Source organism: Streptococcus sp. SCPM-O-B-15294 (M123), from assembly GCF_058200455.1.
Map to the genome: position 1 here is coordinate 17877 of NZ_JBYQGU010000012.1, position 21740 is coordinate 39616.

At 43.9% G+C, this 21740-nt stretch carries 13 protein-coding genes; 11 read left to right on the top strand and 2 right to left on the bottom strand.

The features are described 5' to 3' along the window. Positions 1-163 precede the first annotated feature (163 nt). The 3 genes from AC3E8G_RS07985 to AC3E8G_RS07995 are packed head-to-tail and all read left to right on the top strand — an operon-like array spanning position 164 to position 3735. Positions 164-775 (top strand): YesL family protein, encoded by a 612-nt coding sequence (locus tag AC3E8G_RS07985; protein WP_154859119.1) that lies wholly within the window; start codon positions 164-166, stop codon positions 773-775. A gap of 2 nt (positions 776-777) precedes the next feature. Continuing rightward, positions 778-2424 carry a sensor histidine kinase gene (locus AC3E8G_RS07990; RefSeq protein WP_490677447.1) on the top strand — a complete coding sequence of 549 codons (1647 nt, stop codon included), beginning with the start codon at positions 778-780 and terminating at the stop codon, positions 2422-2424. 12 nt (positions 2425-2436) lie between these two features. Beyond that, positions 2437-3735 carry a response regulator transcription factor gene (locus tag AC3E8G_RS07995; RefSeq protein ID WP_490677448.1) on the top strand — a complete coding sequence of 433 codons (1299 nt, stop codon included), beginning with the start codon at positions 2437-2439 and terminating at the stop codon, positions 3733-3735. A 51-nt stretch (positions 3736-3786) separates the two neighbouring features. On the opposite strand, the gene AC3E8G_RS08000 is transcribed toward AC3E8G_RS07995, so the two are convergent. Both AC3E8G_RS08000 and tyrS read right to left on the bottom strand, forming a co-directional pair. Further along, positions 3787-4629: a methyltransferase domain-containing protein gene (locus AC3E8G_RS08000; RefSeq protein ID WP_490677449.1), complete on the bottom strand. Its 843-nt coding sequence runs from the start codon at positions 4627-4629 to the stop codon at positions 3787-3789. A 56-nt stretch (positions 4630-4685) separates the two neighbouring features. Then, complete coding sequence (tyrS, locus tag AC3E8G_RS08005; RefSeq protein ID WP_272080422.1) at positions 4686-5942, bottom strand: tyrosine--tRNA ligase; 1257 nt, start codon at positions 5940-5942, stop codon at positions 4686-4688. 199 nt (positions 5943-6141) lie between these two features. Here tyrS and pbp1b point away from each other — a divergent pair, with 199 nt between their 5' ends. The 8 genes from pbp1b (at position 6142) to AC3E8G_RS08045 (ending at position 21275) form a co-directional block, all read left to right on the top strand. After that, complete coding sequence (gene pbp1b, locus AC3E8G_RS08010) at positions 6142-8583, top strand: penicillin-binding protein PBP1B (RefSeq protein ID WP_490677450.1); 2442 nt, start codon at positions 6142-6144, stop codon at positions 8581-8583. Positions 8584-9004: 421 nt separating this feature from the next. Next, positions 9005-12574, top strand: a complete 3570-nt coding sequence (gene rpoB / locus AC3E8G_RS08015; protein ID WP_048717467.1) for a DNA-directed RNA polymerase subunit beta — start codon at positions 9005-9007, stop codon at positions 12572-12574. A gap of 150 nt (positions 12575-12724) precedes the next feature. After that, positions 12725-16378, top strand: a complete 3654-nt coding sequence (rpoC, locus tag AC3E8G_RS08020; RefSeq protein ID WP_314368360.1) for a DNA-directed RNA polymerase subunit beta' — start codon at positions 12725-12727, stop codon at positions 16376-16378. 389 nt (positions 16379-16767) lie between these two features. Continuing rightward, positions 16768-17919, top strand: coding sequence for a non-hydrolyzing UDP-N-acetylglucosamine 2-epimerase (wecB, locus tag AC3E8G_RS08025; RefSeq protein ID WP_490677459.1), 1152 nt, complete (start codon positions 16768-16770; stop codon positions 17917-17919). A 2-nt stretch (positions 17920-17921) separates the two neighbouring features. Further along, entirely contained in the window at positions 17922-18710 is a 789-nt protein-coding gene (locus AC3E8G_RS08030) for a hypothetical protein (RefSeq protein WP_490677451.1), read from the top strand. A gap of 9 nt (positions 18711-18719) precedes the next feature. Beyond that, on the top strand, positions 18720-18860 hold the full coding sequence (locus AC3E8G_RS08035; protein WP_006595142.1) for a hypothetical protein: 141 nt from the start codon (positions 18720-18722) through the stop codon (positions 18858-18860). After that, positions 18853-20163, top strand: coding sequence for a glycosyltransferase family 2 protein (locus AC3E8G_RS08040; protein WP_490677452.1), 1311 nt, complete (start codon positions 18853-18855; stop codon positions 20161-20163). Before AC3E8G_RS08035 ends, AC3E8G_RS08040 begins: the two co-directional genes overlap by 8 nt. Positions 20164-20171: 8 nt before the next feature. Next, positions 20172-21275 (top strand): family 8 glycosyl hydrolase, encoded by a 1104-nt coding sequence (locus AC3E8G_RS08045; RefSeq protein WP_272123310.1) that lies wholly within the window; start codon positions 20172-20174, stop codon positions 21273-21275. Positions 21276-21740: the final 465 nt, after the last annotated feature.

Here is a 21740-nt window from a genome sequence, read left to right on the forward strand (position 1 = left end):
ACTTTGAGGTCTTCGCGCTTCAAAGTCTTTTCTGTTGATGATTTTGAAATCGAAACCATCAGGGGAAATGTGCTATAATATAGGGTATAATCATCAGTTGTACTAGGGAAACTATACTAAGTCGTAAGCTCCCCTCTACAGCAAATGAACATGGAGACAAATTATGGGAAGAATGATTGAATTTATTTTTACAAGGGTCTATTTAGCCATGCTGGCAACAGGGATTTTTTGGGCTTTAACCTTTTGTGGAGGGATCCTATTTGGATTTGGGCCGGCTAGTGCAACGATTATGAGTCTATATGCCGAACATGGATCTGATTACAAACAATATGGTTGGTCTGAAGCTTGGTCGCTTTATAAAGAAAACTTTCGTCGGGCCAACCAGGTTTTCTATACATTTTTTTTAATCGAAGCTATTCTTATTTATGGCATGTATCTGATGGTTCAATTGCCCCACTTGTCCCTGTTTCAGATTTTTATCTTATTGGTCAATTTGATTTTCTTATTGGTGGCTCCCCTGACTTTTGCAGTCTATCTCAAGCTTCAAGTCCATTTTGACTTGTCCTATCTCAACAGCTTGAAGTTGAGTTTCATCGGTGCTTTTCTAGATATTCGTGCAGTGACCAAGTTTCTCTTGGGGACCTTTCTTCTAGGGGTTGTTACCCATTTCGTTCCGGCTTTGTTTTTCTTTGTTTTACTGGGCTTGTGGCATTTCTTTGTCAATGATATTTTTCAACCAGTCTATGAAACAATTCGCTCTAAAGTGGTTTCTTAATTATGAAAAAAATATGGTTAGCAACTCTTTTGAAGTTCTATGCCTATATCATGGTGGGGATCATCACGACCTTAGGTGTGACGGTATCCTTGGTCTATTGGCATAATCAGCGAGCAGAAAACGAACGGATTGCTCAGTTGATTTCCTCTCGCTTGACTGCTGAGGTAGAGGATATCTACAAAAGATCGACACAATGGGGAAAGAGTCTGGTAGAGAACCCTGCCAAGCTCGAAGGAGTTTACAAGTACTTTTCAATGTCGCCTTCTGAATACGAAAGTTGGCGACTGGACAATTACTTCTCCAACTATATTCAAGTCTCCCTGCACCGCAATGTTGAAACCCTTTACTTGGAACACGACGCACTCGACAAAATCGATTTGGTGTTAAACGATTATACAACGGTCTTTGTTTCCAGTAAGAATAAAAAAGGGGGAGAACAAGTTCCAGCGGATCAATACATAGCTAGCTCGCAAGCCATCCCAGTCTCCTTAACGGATGTTACGACTGGCCAGGATATTGGACTGGCTTACATTAAAATCAATCCAGCGCTATTGGATTCTGTTGTCGATAATATCCAAGATACGATTCCAGTAGCCGTCCAGATTTATAATCCCTTGGGGAAGGTTTTTTACCACAGAGGGGATATCAACCCTAAAGATCATAGCCAGTGGATTGTGCGAGATACGGCTTACGGCTATCAAATCTGGGTTGGAATCCCGACCTCTTACACGATTCGAGCAGCCTTATTTAGTTTTACCTGGATGATTTCGGTCGCCCTAATCCTGGTCTTGGTCTTGTATCTCTTGCTTCAACGTATTTTCCGTAATTACCAAAAACAAGTGTTGGATTTGGTAGATACTATGGAAGCCATCAGCCAGGGGGATTCCGAGCGTCGGATCAATGTGGATACCAAAGAGCAGGAGCTCCTCTTAGTTGCGGAAATGACCAATACCATGTTGGACAATATGGACAAGTCAATCCGGGATATCTATCAACTACAACTGAGCCAAAAAGATGCCAACATGAAGGCCTTGCAAGCGCAGATTAATCCGCATTTCATGTATAATACCATGGAGTTTATTCGCATGTATGCAGTCATGCAGGATCAAGAAGAATTAGCCGATATTATTTACGAATTTAGTAGTCTCCTTCGAAATAATATTTCAGAGGAGAAGGAGACGACCATCGAAAATGAGTTGGAATTTTGTAGAAAATACAGCTATCTCTGTATGGTGCGTTATCCAAAATCGATTGCTTATGGCTTTAAGATTGAACCAGGACTAGAAGAGTTGGTCATTCCAAAGTTTACTCTTCAGCCATTAGTGGAAAATTACTTTGTCCATGGGATTGATCACAAGCGCAAGGACAATGTCATTAGTATCAAAGTCCGTCGTGTTGGAGAAGCGGTGGAAATTCGTGTTCAAGACAATGGGAGAGGAATGGAACCGAGCCAACTGCAACGGATCCAACAAATATTGAGTCATAGGGATCCACGAGAGGAAGTAGAAGAGAGCAAGGGACGGCAATCCATTGGGATTGTCAATGTCCACGAGCGTTTCCTTCTCTACTTTGGGGATCGTTACCACATTCAAATTACATCAGAAAAAGGAAAAGGTGTCCTCTATACGATTACCATCGAGGATGCTTAAGAGGAAAAAATCGTGTATAAAGTCTTATTGGTTGACGACGAATATATGATTACGGAGGGGCTGAAAAAACTGATTCCCTTTGAAAAATGGGACATGGAAGTTGTATACACAGCAGAGGATGCAGACCAGGCCTTGGCCTATGTTGCGGATTATCCAGTGGATATCGTGATTACGGATGTCAATATGCCAGGAAAAACTGGTCTAGAAATGATTGATCAAATGCAGTCCATTCTTCCCCATGCAGCCTATATCATTATGTCGGGCTACCAAGATTTTGCTTATGTAAAAAAAGCCTTAAATCTCCGGGTAGCAGACTACCTGTTAAAGCCTGTCAATAAGGTGGAGCTGGGGAATATCCTAGAAAAGTTATCTCAAACTCTAAAAAACCCAGACCAAGAGACGGCCAATCGCCTCCTTCATGAAGACTGGTCAGAGGAAGAATTCGAACAAGCCATTCGGGGGAGAAAAGAACTCTGGATTGGAGTGGATAAGGAGAGGAAAGGTTTTGCCAGTTCGTCTTATCAGGTCTTAGGGAAAAATCTTCAACTCTATCTTTCAGATGAGGATGAGGGAGCTTTCCTACAGCGCCGTTTCCAAGCGCCTTACAAAGAACATTTTCAACAATTTAAAGAGCTTGTTGAACGAAGTCTGTTTTATGGGGATCTCCCCTTGGAGGAAGAAGGTGGTGTCTTTAATTACTACGAACCCATCTACCGTGTCATCATCCAGGGGAATATCCAACAGATTTTAGAGGAGTTGAACTGGTTGGAAGAAACCGTGAGAAGCCATACCCCAAAAGTGGCGATAGCCAAGCAACTCTTTATTCAATTCATTATGGATGTCTTTCATTTGTTTGAACACCTGCAGGGAGATAACCTGACAGAAGTTGTGAAAGCCGTTCATGAGACAACGACTTTCGAGGATCTTGTTACCTGCGTTCGGAATCAATTGGAGACCTTCTTCTCTCAATATCGGATGAACAATAATGTGGCGACCGTCTTAGAAGTAATTGGACGCGACTATCGGAAGGAACTGTCGCTCAAGGATATCAGCAAAGACCTTTATATCAATCCTGTTTATTTGGGGCAATTGATCAAGCGTGAGACCAATTCCACCTTTGCGGAACTGCTGAATAAACAACGGATCAAAGCAGCTCAACAGTTGCTGTTGTCCACAACGGAAAGTATCGAAGATATTTGCTATGAGGTCGGCTATAGCAATGTCGGTTACTTTTATAAAGTATTCCGCAAGTTGTGTGGCAAGTCTCCTAAAGCCTACCGTCAGCAGATCGGCGTAGAGGAAAGTGACTGATCTGAAAACATGAAAAATACCCTCCATTGATTAAAAAATGGAGGGTGTTTTTTAGTTGCTTCTTCCGATCAAAATTGTGGCAGAAATGGTGACCTGAGTCAAATCGCTCCAGTCAATTTGCGCTGGATCGACGTGAAAGAGGAGAGGGGTCATGCTCAGAAGGGCCTCCCGCAATGCTGGTGTGAGTTCGAAGGTTTCCTGGCAATGGATGGTGTTTTCAATCGTAAAATGATCAGAAAAATGTTGAATAATCTGCTCATTGGAATAATCGGCCTGATCTAGGTGGTCCTTCACCTTCTGACGAATCTCTTGCAGATGGGCGGCAGTTGGGATGACCTTGATAAGACGACCGTCTGGGGCCAGGACACGTTTGAATTCCTGATAATTTGCTGGTGAAAAGATATCTAGGAGAAGGTCCATGCTCTGGTCTAAAAGAGGGAGACGGGCTAGATCTCCGACAAACCACTTGACCTTCCATTCCTGGTCGCTTTTGGCAGCCAGTTGGATCGATTCCTTAGATAAATCAAAGGCGTAAAAGGAATGGTCTGGATACCGTTCTTGCAAGCTGCGCGAATAGTAGCCTTCTCCGCAACCAATATCTAAAATGTTGGCTGGATGGTCCAGTGGAGACAAGCATTCTGATAGGCTAGTGAGGATATGGTCGTAAAAACCGTTCTCTAAAACGAGTTGCCGGTTTTGAAAATTCTCCTTGTCATAGTCCTTCGAAGCCTTCACTTGTGGAGCCAAGTTCACATAGCCAAACTTAGCAAGGTCAAAGGAGTGGCGGTTCGTGCAGACCAAGCTTTGTTGGACTAGGTCGAGGGCTTCTTGACAGATGGGACAGGCAAAAGCAGTGACTGTCTGAAATCGTTGTAATTTTGGTTTGATCGTCATGATACATCTAGTGTACCAAAAAACCTCTGAAAGTCATAGCTTCAGAGGTCTTCTTTTTAATAAGTCAAAACAAAGTATTTTTTCTTACCGCGACGGATAACGGTCAATTCATTTTCTAATTTATCGCTATCGCTCAAGACATAGTCAAGGTCTTGGATGCGGTCGCCGTTGACGTAGATAGCTCCATTTTGAACATCTTCGCGGGCTTGGCGTTTGGAATTCACCACGCCAGAAGACACGAGCAATTCTACGATATTGTGGTTTTCGTCCGCTTGTACTTGGTAGTTTGGTACACCACGAAGTCCTTGTTTGAGTTCTTTGACAGAAAGGTTTTTGATGTTTCCTGCAAATAGTTGCTCAGTGATGTTAAGGGCTTCCTTGTAGGCTTCTTCACCGTGAACAAGTGTTACGACTTCACGAGCCAAGACTTTTTGAGCCAAGCGTTCGTGTGGCGCAGCCTCAAACTGTTTGCGGATCTCTTCGATTTCGTCCAGTGACAAGAAAGTAAAAATTTTCAAGAAGCGAACAGCGTCAGCGTCCATGACATTCATCCAGAATTGGTACATTTCGTATGGAGAAGTCTTTTCAGGGTTGAGCCAAACCGCATTCCCTTCAGATTTACCAAATTTCTTACCAGTCGCATCTGTAATGAGGGGAACAGTGATGACGTGACCGGTCTTATCCGCCTTCCGACGAAGCAACTCTGTACCAGCTGTCATATTTCCCCACTGGTCAGAACCACCGATTTGCAAAGTGACATTGTGCTCTTGGTTCAGAACAAAGAAGTCGTAGCCTTGCATGATTTGGTAGGCAAATTCAGTGTAAGAAATTCCTGTTTCGATACGTTTCTTCACAGATTCCTTGCTCATCATGTAGTTGACAGTAAAGTATTTTCCGATGTCGCGAAGGAAGTCAATGAAGCTGATGCTGCCAAACCAGTCGTAGTTATTGACCATGACAGCCTTATTTTCCCCATTTTCAAAATCTAAGAAACGAGACAATTGCCCTTGGATAGAAGTGACCCAACCGTCTACAGTCTCCTTAGTTTGTAAACTGCGCTCGGCATCTTTGAAAGAAGGGTCTCCAATGAGTCCGGTCGCACCACCGACAAGCGCATAAGGTTTGTGGCCTGCCAATTGTAAGCGACGACTGGTCAAGATTGCAACAAGGTGCCCAAGGTGCAAACTATCAGCAGTTGGATCGTAGCCAGTATAATACGATACTTGTCCTTCTTCTAGGGCTTTACGCAAAGCATCTTCGTCAGTCGTTTGGAAAATCAAACCACGTTCTTTTAGCTCATCAAAAATGTGCATCGTTCTCTCCTTTTCTAAGCTACTGGCCGGATCGATGAAAACAGCCCAGTATCTGTATGGTTTCTCTCTATTTTACCATAATGACTTGAAATAGCAATGAATGGACGAAAAAAATCCAATCGGAAGCAGTGTTCTCAACTTTAGGAATTGAAAAGAAAGAGGTCCATTTGGTATAATAGGAAGGACAAGGAGAAATAGAGTGAGTCAAATGAGAGAATTTTTTACAAAGTGCGGGAAGAAAATAAAAGACTTCTTTGCCAAGATGACTGTTGAAGTCGATGAGAAAGAAGACAAGGAGGGCTGGTCACTAGGAGATTTCGTGGCAACGATTCTCCGGACCATGAAACTCCTTTGGGATGTGCTATTGGTGTTTGCTTTAGGTGGTCTCTTGTTTGGTGCAGGGATTGCGATTGGTTATGCAGCCAGCCTCTTTAATGAGACAGAGACACCGGATCCGACCCAATTGGTTCAACAAGTGCGAAATATTTCGAGTGTTTCAAAGATTTCCTACTCAGATGGAAGCATCATTTCTGATATTGACAGTGACTTGATTCGGATTCCTGTCCAAAAGGATGCGATTTCGGACAATGTCAAAAAGGCTGTTATTGCAACTGAGGACGAAAATTTTAATAGCCATAACGGGGTTGTTCCGAAAGCGGTAATCCGGGCTACCTTGGGTTCAGTTGCTGGAGTAGGGTCCTCTAGTGGTGGTTCGACTCTGACCCAACAGTTGATCAAACAACAAGTTGTGGGAGATGCACCGACCTTCTCACGGAAGGCCGCTGAGATTATCGATGCCCTTGCTCTGGAGCGGGTAATGGATAAGGACGAAATTTTAACGACCTACCTCAATGTCTCTCCATTTGGTCGAAACAACCGGGGACAAAATATCGCAGGAGTGGAAGCTGCAGCTCAAGGGATTTTTGGTGTTTCTGCCAAAGACTTGACTGTTCCACAGGCAGCCTTCATTGCTGGTTTGCCACAGAGTCCAATTGTCTACTCACCTTACGCTTCTGATGGCAGCCTCAAGACCCCAGAAAATCAAGCTTTAGGCTTGGATCGTGCCAAGGATGTCTTGTACAACATGTATCGGACAGGGGCTATCACTAAGGAAGAGTACGACCAATATAGTCAATATGATTTAAGTAAGGATTTCCTTCCGTCAAATGGCATCGAGAAGACGCCACACGACTACTTGTATTTCCAAGCTGTTAGTGAAGCGGAAGAGGCCATGTATGAGTATTTAATCAAGAGAGACAACGTCTCTAGCCATGACCTAAAAAATAATTCGACTGTTAAATCTTATCAAGAGTTGGCGAAGAAAGAATTGAGAGAGGGTGGCTATACGGTCCAAACCACTATCAACAAAGCTATCTACAATGCCATGCAAGAAGCCGTTGCCAATTATGGAGGCATCTTGGACGATGGAACGGGTACGGTAGAAGTCGGAAACGTCCTTATGGATAACCGAACAGGAGCGATTCTTGGCTTTGTTGGGGGACGGAATTTTGACGGGAATCAGAATAACCATGCTTTTGATACGGAGCGTTCTCCAGGTTCTACCATTAAACCCTTGCTGGCTTATGGAATCGCCATTGACCAAGGCTTGATGGGAAGCAATAGTATCGTCTCCAATTACCCAACTAACTTCTCTAGTGGAGAGCCGATTATGCACGTGGATAACCGAGGGACTGGGATGATGGACCTCCGAGAGGCTCTCAATACCTCATGGAATATCCCGGCTTATTGGACCTATCGTACTCTCCGTGAGAAGGGTGTCGACGTCCCTGGCTATATGGAAAAAATGGGCTACGATATCGCTGAGTACGGCATTGAAAGTCTGCCAATGGGAGGTGGGATTGAAGTAAGCGTCGCCCAACATACAAATGGCTATCAAACTATTGCCAATAACGGGAATTACCAAAAACGCTACATGATTGAAAAAATCATGGATCAAAACGGAAAAGTTGTTTACCAGCACGAAAGCAAACCAACTCGAGTTTACTCAGCAGCAACTGCGACTATCATGCAGGATCTGTTAAGAGGTGTCATCAGCTCCGGTGCGACAACGACCTTCAAGAGTCGAATCAGCCAGGTCAACCCAACCCTTGCTAATGCCGATTGGATCGGGAAAACCGGAACTACCAATGAGAATGGAGATATGTGGCTCATGCTGTCTACTCCAAATCTCACCTTAGGTGGCTGGATTGGACACGATAACAATGCTTCTATGGCTCCGCTGACAGGTTACAACAACAACGCAAGCTACATGGCCTATTTAGCCAATGCCATCTATCAGGCGGATCCAAATGCTTGGGGCGTTCAAGATCGCTTCACCCTAGATAGCAGCGTCATTTCATCGACTGTTCTCAAATCGACAGGACAACGACCTGGTCGTGTCAATGTCAATGGTCGTGATATCGATGTGTCGGGTGCGACGGTTACCAGCTATTGGGCTAAAAATGGTGCTCCACAAACGACCTACCGCTTTGCGATTGGTGGTTCAGATAGTGATTATGCGAGCGCTTGGGCCGGAATTCTAGGCGGTTCAGCAAATCCTTCCAATGGAAATCGCAGTAGCAACCGGACAAACAATTCTAGCACGCCAAGCAGTTCATCATCGAGTGGACAAAATCGATAAAAATTATCAGGGGCAATACCATAAAATCGTTTTCATGTCTAGAGAAAACCTTGTGTTTTTTGTGAAAATACGATATAATAAGGACAAGTAATTTGTCGTGCGCTTTATTTGAAATATTGTCCAAATAGAAGCTTACAGCAGTTAAATCAAACTTTATAAAAGTCGATTTAGCTGCTCTTTTTGTGCCTATTTTTAGAAAAAACCGAGCTTGTCACACAAACTTAATCTTTCTAAAAATTCCGAAAAGGATGAATGATACGGAGGAGATTTCTTCTCACGTGATGTAGATCACACCCCCTTCATAACATCGTTTCGACTGGATCAGAACTATACTGATGTGGTCAGGAACGATCTAGAAATCGGATCTTCAGAGAGGGGCTTCCCCTAGCTGGTATCCTAGTATAGAAAAGGAGTTAAAACTTTGGCAGGACATGACGTTCAATACGGGAAACATCGGACCCGTCGTAGTTTTTCAAGAATCAAAGAAGTTCTTGATTTACCAAATTTGATTGAAATCCAAACGGATTCATTTAAAGATTTTCTGGATCATGGTTTGAAAGAAGTTTTCGAAGATGTATTGCCAATTTCGAACTTTACAGACACAATGGAGTTGGAATTCGTCGGCTATGAAATCAGAGAACCAAAGTATACCTTGGAAGAAGCACGTATCCATGATGCGAGCTATTCTGCCCCAATCTTTGTAACCTTCCGCTTGGTCAACAAGGAAACTGGCGAAATCAAAACTCAAGAAGTCTTCTTTGGTGATTTCCCGATCATGACTGAGATGGGAACCTTTATCATCAATGGTGGAGAGCGGATCATCGTATCTCAGCTCGTACGTTCACCAGGTGTCTACTTCAATGATAAGGTGGATAAGAACGGTAAGGTTGGCTATGGATCAACGGTTATTCCGAACCGTGGAGCTTGGCTAGAGCTTGAAACAGACTCAAAAGATATTGCTTATACTCGTATCGACCGTACGCGTAAGATTCCATTTACGACCTTGGTTCGTGCCCTTGGTTTCTCTGGAGATGACGAGATTTTTGATATCTTTGGGGATAGCGAATTGGTTCGCAACACTGTTGAAAAAGATATTCACAAAAACCCAATGGATTCTCGTACAGATGAAGCCCTTAAAGAAATTTATGAGCGTCTTCGTCCAGGTGAGCCAAAAACAGCGGAAAGCTCACGTAGCTTGTTGGTAGCCCGTTTCTTTGACCCACGTCGTTATGACTTGGCCCCAGTTGGTCGCTACAAGATCAACAAGAAACTCAATATCAAGAACCGTTTGTTGAACCAAACGATCGCAGAACCATTGGTAGATGCTGAAACAGGAGAAATCCTTGTAGAAGCTGGTACCGTGATGACACGCGATGTCATCGACAGCATCTCAGAACATTTGGACGGTGATTTGAACAAGATTGTCTACACTCCAAATGATTCAGCAGTATTGACAGAACCAGTCGTTCTTCAAAAATTCAAGGTTGTGGCACCAACGGATCCAGACCGCGTTGTCACTATCATCGGCAATGCGAATCCAGATGATAAGGTTCGTACTATCACTCCAGCCGATATCCTTGCTGAGATGAGCTACTTCCTTAACTTGGCTGAAGGTCTTGGCCGCGTGGATGATATCGACCACCTTGGAAACCGTCGTATTCGTGCCGTTGGTGAATTGCTTGCCAACCAAGTGCGTCTTGGGCTTTCACGGATGGAACGTAACGTTCGTGAACGGATGTCTGTTCAAGATAACGAAGTATTAACACCTCAACAAATCATTAACATCCGTCCAGTAACTGCAGCAATCAAAGAATTCTTTGGGTCTTCTCAATTGTCACAGTTCATGGACCAACACAACCCACTTTCTGAGTTGTCTCACAAACGTCGTTTGTCTGCCTTAGGGCCTGGTGGTTTGACACGTGATCGCGCTGGATATGAAGTCCGTGACGTGCACTACACTCACTATGGTCGTATGTGTCCAATCGAAACACCTGAAGGACCAAACATCGGTTTGATCAACAACTTGTCATCCTATGGACACTTGAACAAGTATGGTTTCATCCAAACGCCATACCGTAAAGTAGACCGTGAAAAAGGTGTGGTCACCAACGAAATCGTTTGGTTGACAGCTGATGAAGAAGATGAGTACATCGTAGCCCAGTCCAACTCTAAGTTGAACGAAAAAGGTGGTTTTGCTGAGCCAATCGTTATGGGACGTCACCGTGGTAACAACCAAGAGTTCCCATCTGATCAAGTCGACTACATGGACGTATCTCCAAAACAGGTAGTTGCCGTTGCGACAGCATGTATTCCTTTCTTGGAAAACGATGACTCCAACCGTGCCCTCATGGGTGCCAACATGCAACGTCAGGCTGTGCCATTGATCGATCCAAAAGCGCCATACGTTGGTACTGGTATGGAATACCAAGCAGCCCATGACTCAGGAGCTGCAGTCATTGCCCAACATGATGGGAAGGTTACTTATGCCGATGCTGACAAGGTAGAAGTTCGTCGGGAAGATGGATCTCTTGATGTTTACCATATCCAAAAATTCCGTCGTTCAAACTCAGGTACGGCTTACAACCAACGTACCCTTGTAAAAGTTGGCGATGTCGTTGAAAAAGGCGACTTTATCGCAGACGGTCCATCGATGGAAAAAGGGGAAATGGCCCTTGGTCAAAACCCAATCGTTGCCTACATGACATGGGAAGGTTACAACTTCGAGGATGCCGTTATCATGAGCGAACGCTTGGTGAAAGAAGATGTCTACACATCTGTTCACTTGGAAGAATTCGAATCAGAAACGCGCGACACTAAGTTAGGCCCTGAAGAAATCACTCGTGAAATTCCAAACGTTGGGGAAGATGCTCTCAGAAACCTTGACGAAATGGGTATTATCCGTATCGGTGCGGAAGTAAAAGAAGGCGATATCTTAGTTGGTAAGGTGACACCGAAGGGTGAAAAAGACCTTTCTGCTGAAGAACGTCTCCTCCACGCTATCTTTGGAGATAAATCTCGTGAAGTGCGTGATACTTCTCTTCGTGTACCTCACGGTGGAGATGGTGTTGTTCGCGATGTCAAGATCTTTACGCGTGCAAACGGAGATGAATTGCAATCGGGTGTGAACATGTTGGTTCGTGTTTACATCGCACAAAAACGCAAGATCCGCGTCGGAGATAAGATGGCCGGTCGTCACGGAAACAAAGGGGTTGTATCCCGTATTGTTCCTGTTGAAGACATGCCTTACCTTCCAGATGGTACACCAGTTGATATCATGTTGAACCCACTTGGGGTGCCATCACGTATGAATATCGGTCAGGTTATGGAACTTCACCTTGGTATGGCAGCTCGTAACTTGGGTATCCACATCGCAACACCAGTCTTTGACGGAGCAAGCTCAGAAGACCTCTGGGATACCGTTCGTGAAGCTGGTATGGATAGCGATGCCAAGACCATTCTTTACGATGGTCGTACAGGTGAGCCATTTGACAACCGTGTTTCTGTCGGTGTCATGTACATGATCAAGCTTCACCACATGGTTGATGATAAACTCCACGCTCGTTCTGTCGGACCATACTCAATGGTTACCCAACAACCACTCGGAGGTAAAGCTCAGTTTGGTGGACAACGTTTCGGGGAAATGGAAGTTTGGGCCCTTGAGGCTTATGGTGCGTCTAATGTCCTTCAAGAAATCTTGACCTACAAGTCAGACGATGTCAACGGACGTTTGAAAGCTTATGAAGCGATTACCAAAGGAAAACCAATTCCAAAACCAGGTGTACCAGAGTCCTTCCGAGTACTCGTGAAAGAATTGCAATCACTTGGATTGGATATGCGTGTCCTAGATGAAGATGACAAAGAAGTCGAACTTCGCGATCTTGACGAAGGGGAAGACGACGATGTCATCCACGTAGATGATCTAGAAAAAGCACGTGAAAAAGCAGCTAAGGAAGCTCGTGCGGCTTTCGAAGCTGAAGGAAAAGAAGAATAATTTAATATGTAGTTCAAGAGGATGGAAAACCTGAGAAGGTTCTCTATCCCAAGCTTTAGGCTTGAAGGAGTGAAGGAAATTCCTTCTCTCCTTCGCCAAAAAGCAGAAGAACATACAATCGATAATGAACATAAAGAAAGGTAAGAAATAGTGGTTGATGTAAATCGTTTTAAAAGTATGCAAATCACCCTAGCTTCTCCAAGCAAGGTCCGTTCATGGTCTTATGGAGAGGTCAAGAAACCTGAAACAATCAACTACCGTACATTGAAACCAGAACGTGAAGGTCTCTTTGATGAAGTCATCTTTGGACCGACAAAAGACTGGGAATGTGCGTGTGGAAAATACAAACGGATCCGTTACAAAGGGATCGTTTGTGACCGCTGTGGTGTGGAAGTAACACGTGCCAAGGTTCGTCGTGAACGCATGGGACACATCGAATTGAAAGCGCCTGTATCACACATCTGGTACTTCAAAGGCATCCCTTCTCGTATGGGGTTGACCTTGGATATGAGTCCTCGTGCCCTTGAAGAAGTCATCTACTTCGCAGCTTATGTGGTGATCGATCCAAAAGATACACCGCTTGAGCACAAGTCCATCATGACAGAACGTGAATACCGTGAACGCTTGCGTGAATACGGACCAGGTTCCTTTGTAGCTAAGATGGGGGCAGAAGCGATCCAAGACCTCTTGAAACAAGTGGATTTGGAAGCTGAAATTGCTGTCTTGAAAGAAGAATTGAAGACTGCAACTGGTCAAAAACGTGTGAAGGCTGTTCGCCGTTTGGATGTCTTAGATGCCTTCTACAAATCTGGCAACAAGCCAGAATGGATGGTTCTCAACATCCTTCCAGTTATTCCACCAGATCTTCGTCCGATGGTCCAATTGGATGGTGGCCGTTTTGCTGCCTCTGACTTGAATGACCTTTACCGTCGTGTGATCAACCGGAACAACCGTTTGGCACGTTTGCTTGAGTTGAATGCCCCTGGTATCATCGTGCAAAACGAAAAACGGATGCTCCAAGAAGCCGTTGATGCTTTGATCGACAACGGTCGTCGTGGTCGTCCAATCACAGGACCAGGTAGCCGTCCACTGAAATCATTGAGCCACATGCTCAAAGGGAAACAAGGACGCTTCCGTCAAAACTTGCTCGGTAAACGGGTGGACTTCTCAGGACGTTCCGTTATCGCCGTTGGTCCAACTCTTAAGATGTACCAATGTGGTGTGCCACGTGAAATGGCCATCGAGCTCTTTAAACCATTCGTGATGCGTGAAATCGTTGCGCGTGACATCGTGCAAAACGTAAAAGCCGCTAAACGCTTGGTCGAACGTGGAGATGAACGTATCTGGGATATCCTCGAAGAAGTTATCAAAGAACACCCAGTACTTTTGAACCGCGCACCTACCCTTCACCGTTTGGGTATCCAAGCCTTTGAACCTGTCTTGATTGACGGTAAAGCCCTTCGCTTGCACCCACTTGTCTGTGAAGCCTACAATGCCGACTTTGACGGGGACCAAATGGCCATCCACGTACCGCTTTCAGAAGAAGCCCAAGCAGAAGCACGTATCTTGATGCTGGCTGCTGAGCATATCTTGAACCCTAAAGATGGTAAACCGGTTGTTACTCCATCACAGGATATGGTTTTGGGGAACTACTACCTCACTATGGAAGAAGCTGGTCGTGAAGGTGAAGGCATGGTCTTCAAAGACCGTGATGAAGCGGTTATGGCCCTTCGCAATGGCTATGTTCACTTGCATACTCGCGTCGGAATTGCGACCGATAGTTTGAACAAGCCATGGACAGAAGCGCAACAACACAAGATTCTCTTGACAACTGTTGGTAAGATTCTCTTTAACGATATCATGCCTGCAGAACTTCCATATCTTCAAGAGCCAAATAATGCTAACTTGACAGAAGGCGTTCCAGCTAAGTATTTCTTGGAGCCTGGTCAAGATGTCAAAGCAGCGATTGAGAAATTGGAATTAAACGTTCCATTCAAGAAGAAAAACCTTGGAAACATCATCGCAGAAATCTTCAAACGCTTCCGTACAACAGAAACATCTGCTTTCTTGGACCGTTTGAAAGACTTAGGTTACCACCACTCAACCCTTGCTGGTTTGACAGTGGGGATTGCCGATATTCCAGTTGTTGAAGACAAGGCTGAAATCATTGAAGAATCTCACAAACGTGTAGAACAAATCACCAAACAGTTCCGTAAAGGGATGATTACAGATGATGAGCGCTACAATGCGGTTACAGCTGAATGGCGTGCAGCCCGTGAGAAATTGGAAAAACGTCTGATTGATAACCAAGATCCGAAGAACCCAATCGTTATGATGATGGACTCTGGAGCCCGTGGTAACATCTCAAACTTCTCACAGCTTGCCGGTATGCGTGGTTTGATGGCCGCTCCAAACGGACGGATCATGGAATTGCCTATCCTTTCAAACTTCCGCGAAGGTTTGAGCGTTTTGGAAATGTTCTTCTCTACTCACGGTGCGCGTAAAGGGATGACCGATACGGCCCTTAAGACAGCTGACTCAGGTTACTTGACTCGTCGTTTGGTTGACGTTGCCCAAGACGTAATCATTCGTGAAGATGACTGTGGAACTGACCGTGGACTTCTGATTACCTCTATTACAGATGGTAAAGAAATGATTGAACCATTGGAAGAACGTTTGACAGGTCGTTATACCAAGAAAACTGTTAAACATCCTGAAACAGGAGAAGTCATCGTTGGTCCAGATACCTTGATTACAGAAGATATCGCTCGCGACATCGTCAATGCAGGTGTTGAAGCAGTGACCATCCGCTCTGTCTTTACATGTAACACTCGTCATGGTGTCTGCCGTCACTGTTATGGTATCAACTTGGCGACTGGTGATGCGGTTGAAGTTGGTGAAGCAGTCGGAACCATCGCTGCCCAATCTATCGGGGAACCTGGTACACAGTTGACCATGCGTACCTTCCACACGGGTGGGGTTGCCTCAAATACCGATATCACGCAAGGTCTTCCTCGTGTCCAAGAAATCTTTGAAGCCCGCAATCCGAAAGGGGAAGCGGTCATCACTGAAGTCAAAGGGGAAGTCACAGCCATTGAAGAAGATGCTTCGACACGGACCAAGAAAGTCTTTGTACGTGGTGCGACTGGAGAGGGAGAATACGTTGTCCCTTACACAGCCCGCATGAAAGTCGAAGTGGGAGATCAAGTTTCTCGTGGTGCGGCTCTTACAGAAGGGTCTATCCAACCAAAACGTCTCCTTGCTGTTCGTGATGTCTTGTCTGTTGAAACTTACCTCCTTGCAGAAGTACAAAAAGTATACCGTAGCCAAGGGGTAGAAATCGGCGACAAACACATCGAGGTAATGGTGCGTCAAATGATCCGTAAAGTTCGCGTTATGGATCCAGGAGATACAGACCTTCTCATGGGTACTCTTATGGATATCACAGACTTTACAGATGCCAACCGTGATGTGGTTATTTCTGGTGGGGTTCCTGCGACGGCTCGTCCTGTCCTTATGGGAATCACCAAAGCCTCTCTTGAAACCAATAGTTTCTTGTCAGCGGCTTCCTTCCAGGAAACAACTCGTGTCCTCACTGATGCAGCGATTCGTGGTAAGAAAGACCATCTCCTTGGACTTAAGGAAAATGTTATCATTGGTAAGATTATTCCTGCTGGTACAGGTATGGCTCGTTACCGTAACTTGGAACCACAAGCAGTCAATGAAGTCGAAATTATCGAAGAAGTTCCTGTTACAGAAGAAGCAACTGAAATGGTTGAATCTACTGTAGTGGAAGAAAATTAATCCTAAAAGAAGCTTTACTGATCTTCAGTAAGGCTTCTTTTTTATGCCTAAAAATGAATAGAAAGACACTGTTTTCTCCTATAATACCAGATTAAAAATATGCATAAAGATAAATATATATTTGACAAAACGCATATTCAACAATTTTAAAACAAGCTTTAAAAACATTTGAATGTTAAAATAAATATGGTATAAAAACCAGCCATTTCAAGGGTTTTAAGGACTTAAGATGCACAAATATTACACATAAATTACAGATTATTAAAATTCCATTAAATGTATTACGAAAGTATTGAGATAGTTTGACTTTTGAAGCTATTGGCGGTAGAATGGATGGGAAATATGTTGTTGATTTTGTTAATAAAATCACAAGGTAAAAAGTTGAGATGATGAAAAAGATTAAAGTGATGGTTGTTTTTGGAACGCGCCCAGAAGCTATTAAAATGGCTCCCCTGGTTTTAGAGCTCCAAAAGCAAAGTGAGACCATTGAAACGATCACAGTGGTAACTGCACAGCATCGTCAAATGCTGGATCAAGTGCTAGAAACTTTCCGTATTCAACCGGATTACGATCTAGACATCATGGGGAAAAACCAATCTCTTTTAGATATCACGGCTAGAATCCTTGAAAAATTTGATCCAGTCGTGAAAGAAGTGAAACCGGATATGATTTTGGTCCATGGGGACACAACGACGACTTTTGCGGCTAGTCTTGTTGCCTTCTATAACCAAGTCCGTATCGGTCACGTGGAGGCGGGTCTCAGAACCTTCGATAAGTATTCGCCTTTCCCTGAGGAAATGAACCGTCAAATGACGGATAACTTGGCGGATCTCTATTTTGCCCCAACCAGTGAAAGCAAGGCCAATCTTCTCATGGAACATCATCCGGAGTCGTCCATTTTCATTACTGGGAATACGGCGATTGATGCCCTGCGATTAACGGTACAAGAGGATTATCACCACCAGGTCCTTGATCAGCTGGATCCACAGAAGAAGCTGGTCTTAGTGACCATGCACCGTCGGGAAAACCAAGGCCAGCCGATGCGAGCTGTGTTTGGTGCCTTGAGAGAAATGGTGGATGCCCATCCGGAATTGGAAGTTGTGTATCCAGTCCACCTCAGTCCAGCTGTTCAAGAGGCGGCTAAAGACATTTTAGGAGAGCACGACCGCATTCATTTGATTGCGCCTTTGGACGTCTTTGACTTTCATAACCTCGCTTCGAGAAGTTATTTTATTATGTCTGATTCGGGAGGAGTTCAGGAGGAGGCCCCTTCTTTAGGCAAGCCTGTCTTAGTCCTTCGGGATACGACCGAACGTCCAGAAGGTGTCAAGGCTGGAACCTTAAAATTGGTCGGAACCGATCCTGAGCGGGTCAAGGAGGAAATGACGGCTCTGTTAACAGATCCAGATCTGTATCAAAAAATGGCTTCGGCCCGAAATCCATATGGAGATGGGAAGGCATCTGAGCGGATTGTTCAAGCCATTCAGCACTATTATGGCTTCGTTGACTCAGTATCTGAATTTATGGAGGGAGAGATTTAGGAATGAAAAGAAGGAATCATTTAGGGGACTGGATGCTTATTTTAGTCGGCTTTGAATTGGCTGTCCTGTTGTACTGTCTATTCTTTGCACGCGAGATTATTATAGAGGAAGTTCTTTTTCTCGTGTTAGCCTTGTTTGCCTCTCTTGTCTTATCCAATTTGCTTCTGACTTGGACGATTTTAATTTCAGTCGGTTTAGGAATTGTCTTTCTGGTGGCAGGAGTTGTGTATATCCCTGCAAACCAAGCACTGTTATTGCTTTTCTCTTTCCCTATTCTGATTGGAATACTATCAAAAATTCGCTACTATTTATTTAAAGAAGTTGCCAAGGTTCAAAACCAAGAAGAGGACGCTGAAGTTGCCTACCGTGGCTTGCTGGAACACTCAGGTGTTCAACAGGAACAGAAATTACAAGCCCTCTTGATCCATTGGTCTCATGAGGAACTCTTCTATCAAATTCATCCTCGTGAGTACAATCGGACGCTGAACCAAATTCATTATCTGATTGGCCACCATTTGATACAAGATGAGAGACTTTATTATGTTTCAGATGGCAATTTTCTAGTACTTACGAATAGTCAGCAACGAAACTTGCAAGAATATTATCAGTTGTATTTAAAAAATCAATTAGAATCTTTGGTCTTTAAGGGAGAAGACGGTAATCAAGCGATTCAATTTCAAACAGGATACTTGGTGGTGGATTCGACCAATCGGACGAAATTCCATAGCTACCAGGAAGCTATTAGTAACTTGAAACGTCAACTTGAAACGGATATTATTGTGGAATATTAGGAGGAACCGATGACTCTTACAAACCTATTTTTTGGGCTAGCCCTTGGGATTAGTCTCTTCTTTGCGGTGTGCTTCTGTGCATTATTCATTGCCTACTTGGTCATCTACCATCGGGTAAACAAAAACTTTAAGGCGGTGGACCATGATTAGTCAAATTTTAATGATTTTCACCTTGATTTCTATCTGGTTGTCTCTAGCCTGGGGCTTGGTGATCTTGATTTCAGCGGTTCAATTCTGGTTGAAACACAGTGATTTCCGTGTGGATACAAGCCCGCTTCTCTATTATCCTAAAGTAACCATCGTGGTACCTGCCCACAATGAAGATGTGGTGATTGCTCAAACTGCTAAGGCCATTTTGGATATGAATTACCCTCATGATCGTGTGGAGTTGCTTCTCTTTGCAGATAACTGCTCGGATCGTACCTATGAGGAGTGTTTGGCCGTCAAAGCCCTTCCGGAATACGCTGGCCGAGAGGTAACCATTATTGACCGTACCGGTACAGGTGGGAAAGCTGGAGTCTTGAACGATGCCTTGAAGATGGCGACAGGGGATTATATCTGTGTCTATGATGCGGATGCCATGCCTGAGAAAAATGCTCTTTATTTCTTGGTCAAGGAAGTTCTTAAAGATCCAGAACGCCATGTGGCTTCATTTGGACGCAACAAGACGAGAAATGCCAACCAGAATTTCTTGACGCGTTGTATCAACCAAGAAATCGTCGTGACCCAACGGGTTCACCACGTCGGGATGTGGAATCTCTTCAAAATTGGACGGATTCCAGGGACCAACTTTATTATCCAAACAGAATTTGTCAAAAGTATCGGTGGTTGGAAGAATGGTGCCTTGACGGAAGATACGGATATTTCCTTCAAGATTATGCAAAGCGGAAAACTGATCGCTTTGGCTTATAACTCTGAAGCTTTCCAACAAGAGCCTGAGACCCTAAAAACCTACTACATGCAACGGAAACGTTGGGCAAAAGGGAACTACGAGGTTGTACTTTCCAACTTTAAACACTTATTCGGCAAAGGAAACTGGCGTGTTAAGTTAGAAGTCTTTAACTATTCTTGTATCTTCTTTTGGTTTAACTTTGCCATTGTTCTTTCTGATTTGATTTTCTTTGCCAACGTCCTTGCCATGTTTATCCATCTCTTCGCTCCAGGCGTACAGATTCCCTTTGCTTTTGACTCGGAAAATATCTACATTGCCCAATTGATGCTCTTTAACTGGGTGCTGATGATTGGTTTATATTTGTTGCAAATCAACATTGCCATGGCTTCTCAGTTTGGTCAGGCGACGGTGAAACAGATTTGGTTGGCCCTAGCAGCCTACTTTAGCTATTCCCAACTCTTTATCATTGTTTCGATCGATTCGATTTCATCTATCATTATGGATAAATTGCTTCACCGGGAAGGAACCAAGTGGGTGAAAACGAAACGGTTTGCTGGTTAGGAGGACTTATGAGATCAAAAAAAATGAAATATTTATGGTTTGTGGTCATCCTGGCGGTCTTTTGTTTGACCCTCTTCTTGGCTCGGACAAGAAGTAAGGTAGAGATGCGGAACCGCCTCTATCGTCAATGGACGGAACACTACCTCGTGACGGATGGAAAACAGTCCTATGTTCGTACGACTAACAGCGATCAAGAAACGGTTGTCTTGTCAGAAGCGCAAGGTTATGGCATGCTGATTACAGTAGAGGCTGCCAAGAAAGATCTAGCCAATCAAGAGGATTTTGACCGTCTGTATCGATATTATCAAAACAATCGCTTAGACGACACCCAATTGATGGCTTGGAAACAAATCATCAAAAAAGGGGAGCTTTCATCTGAGCATCAAAATGCGACGGATGGTGATCTATATATAGCCTATGCCTTGATGGAGGCTGCAAAACAGTGGCCTGAAAAAGGTGAAGGCTATCAACAGCAAGCCAAGGCTATCTTGGACGACATTCTCAAGTACAACTACAATGAGACAACGGGTGTCTTGACCGTTGGGAATTGGGCCAATCAAGATTCCGAATTCTATCACTTGATGAGAACCTCTGATACCCTTCCATCCTTTTTCCAATCCTTCTATGAGTTGACTGGAAATGACCAATGGTTAAGTATTAAAGAGAAGATGTTGGCCCAGCTTGACGTCATCAGTTCGCAAACTAAGACAGGCCTTCTGCCAGACTTTATGTGGGTAGATGAGCAAGGGGCGCGTGTAGCGGATCCAGATACCATCGAATCCAAGTACGATGGTGCTTATTCTTACAACGCTTGTCGCCTGCCATACAACTTGGCTCAAAGCCAGGACAAGACCAGTCAAAAATTGGGCAAGAAAATGCTGGACTTCTTTATGAAGCAACGAAATATCTATGCAGGCTATGATCTGAAAGGCAATGCCCTTCATCAGTACCAAGCAGCCAGCTTCATTGCTCCTGTATCTTATGCAGCTGAAAATGGAGATGGCTATCTCAAGTTGGTGCAGCAGAACAAGTTTATCTTTATGCAAGATCTATCAACAGAAAATTATTACGATGCAACCATGACAACCATGATTGCCCTTCAATTGTTCTAATGAATCGGCATTTGAAAAAATGAGAACTTTAGGTTCTCATTTTTGAATGTAGACAAACTATTGTTTTTCATAAAACGGCTAGTTGATTTTCAAAAAAGTGACTTTTATTTTTTAGCCGTTTAAGAAGATTAAAAACTTTCCACAGTGAGAAAAGTGCTAGAAACACTGGTGTTTCTAGCACTCGGGAGTTTTGAGAGTAAAACAGTTTGGGAAACTGTTTTAGCCTGAGCCTAAAAATTGAAAAGCGAAGAGGCTCAAAACTAAGTCATGGAACTTCGTAGAAGGTCGCTGACGTCCGTACTCACCTAAAGGAAGTTTTTCAGAAGATTTTATATTCAATCTGAACTGAGAGCTTAGGCTTCTCAGTTTTTTCTTGTCAAAAAATAGCCTGTCTCTCCTCCATAAGGGGAGATTTTGAAAGAAATCAGTGGAAATGTTCGGAAAATTTACTGTATTTTTCTTTCA

Excerpts from the sequence above, each read along its gene's own strand:
- AC3E8G_RS07990 (WP_490677447.1), top strand. The coding sequence starts at position 778 with ATGAAAAAAATATGGTTAGCAACTCTTTTGAAGTTCTATGCCTATATC.
- AC3E8G_RS08035 (WP_006595142.1), top strand. The coding sequence starts at position 18,720 with ATGACTCTTACAAACCTATTTTTTGGGCTAGCCCTTGGGATTAGTCTC.
- AC3E8G_RS07985 (WP_154859119.1), top strand. The coding sequence starts at position 164 with ATGGGAAGAATGATTGAATTTATTTTTACAAGGGTCTATTTAGCCATG.
- AC3E8G_RS08045 (WP_272123310.1), top strand. The coding sequence starts at position 20,172 with ATGAGATCAAAAAAAATGAAATATTTATGGTTTGTGGTCATCCTGGCG.
- AC3E8G_RS08000 (WP_490677449.1), bottom strand. The coding sequence starts at position 4,629 with ATGACGATCAAACCAAAATTACAACGATTTCAGACAGTCACTGCTTTT.
- wecB (WP_490677459.1), top strand. The coding sequence starts at position 16,768 with ATGAAAAAGATTAAAGTGATGGTTGTTTTTGGAACGCGCCCAGAAGCT.
- tyrS (WP_272080422.1), bottom strand. The coding sequence starts at position 5,942 with ATGCACATTTTTGATGAGCTAAAAGAACGTGGTTTGATTTTCCAAACG.
- AC3E8G_RS08040 (WP_490677452.1), top strand. The coding sequence starts at position 18,853 with ATGATTAGTCAAATTTTAATGATTTTCACCTTGATTTCTATCTGGTTG.
- AC3E8G_RS08030 (WP_490677451.1), top strand. The coding sequence starts at position 17,922 with ATGAAAAGAAGGAATCATTTAGGGGACTGGATGCTTATTTTAGTCGGC.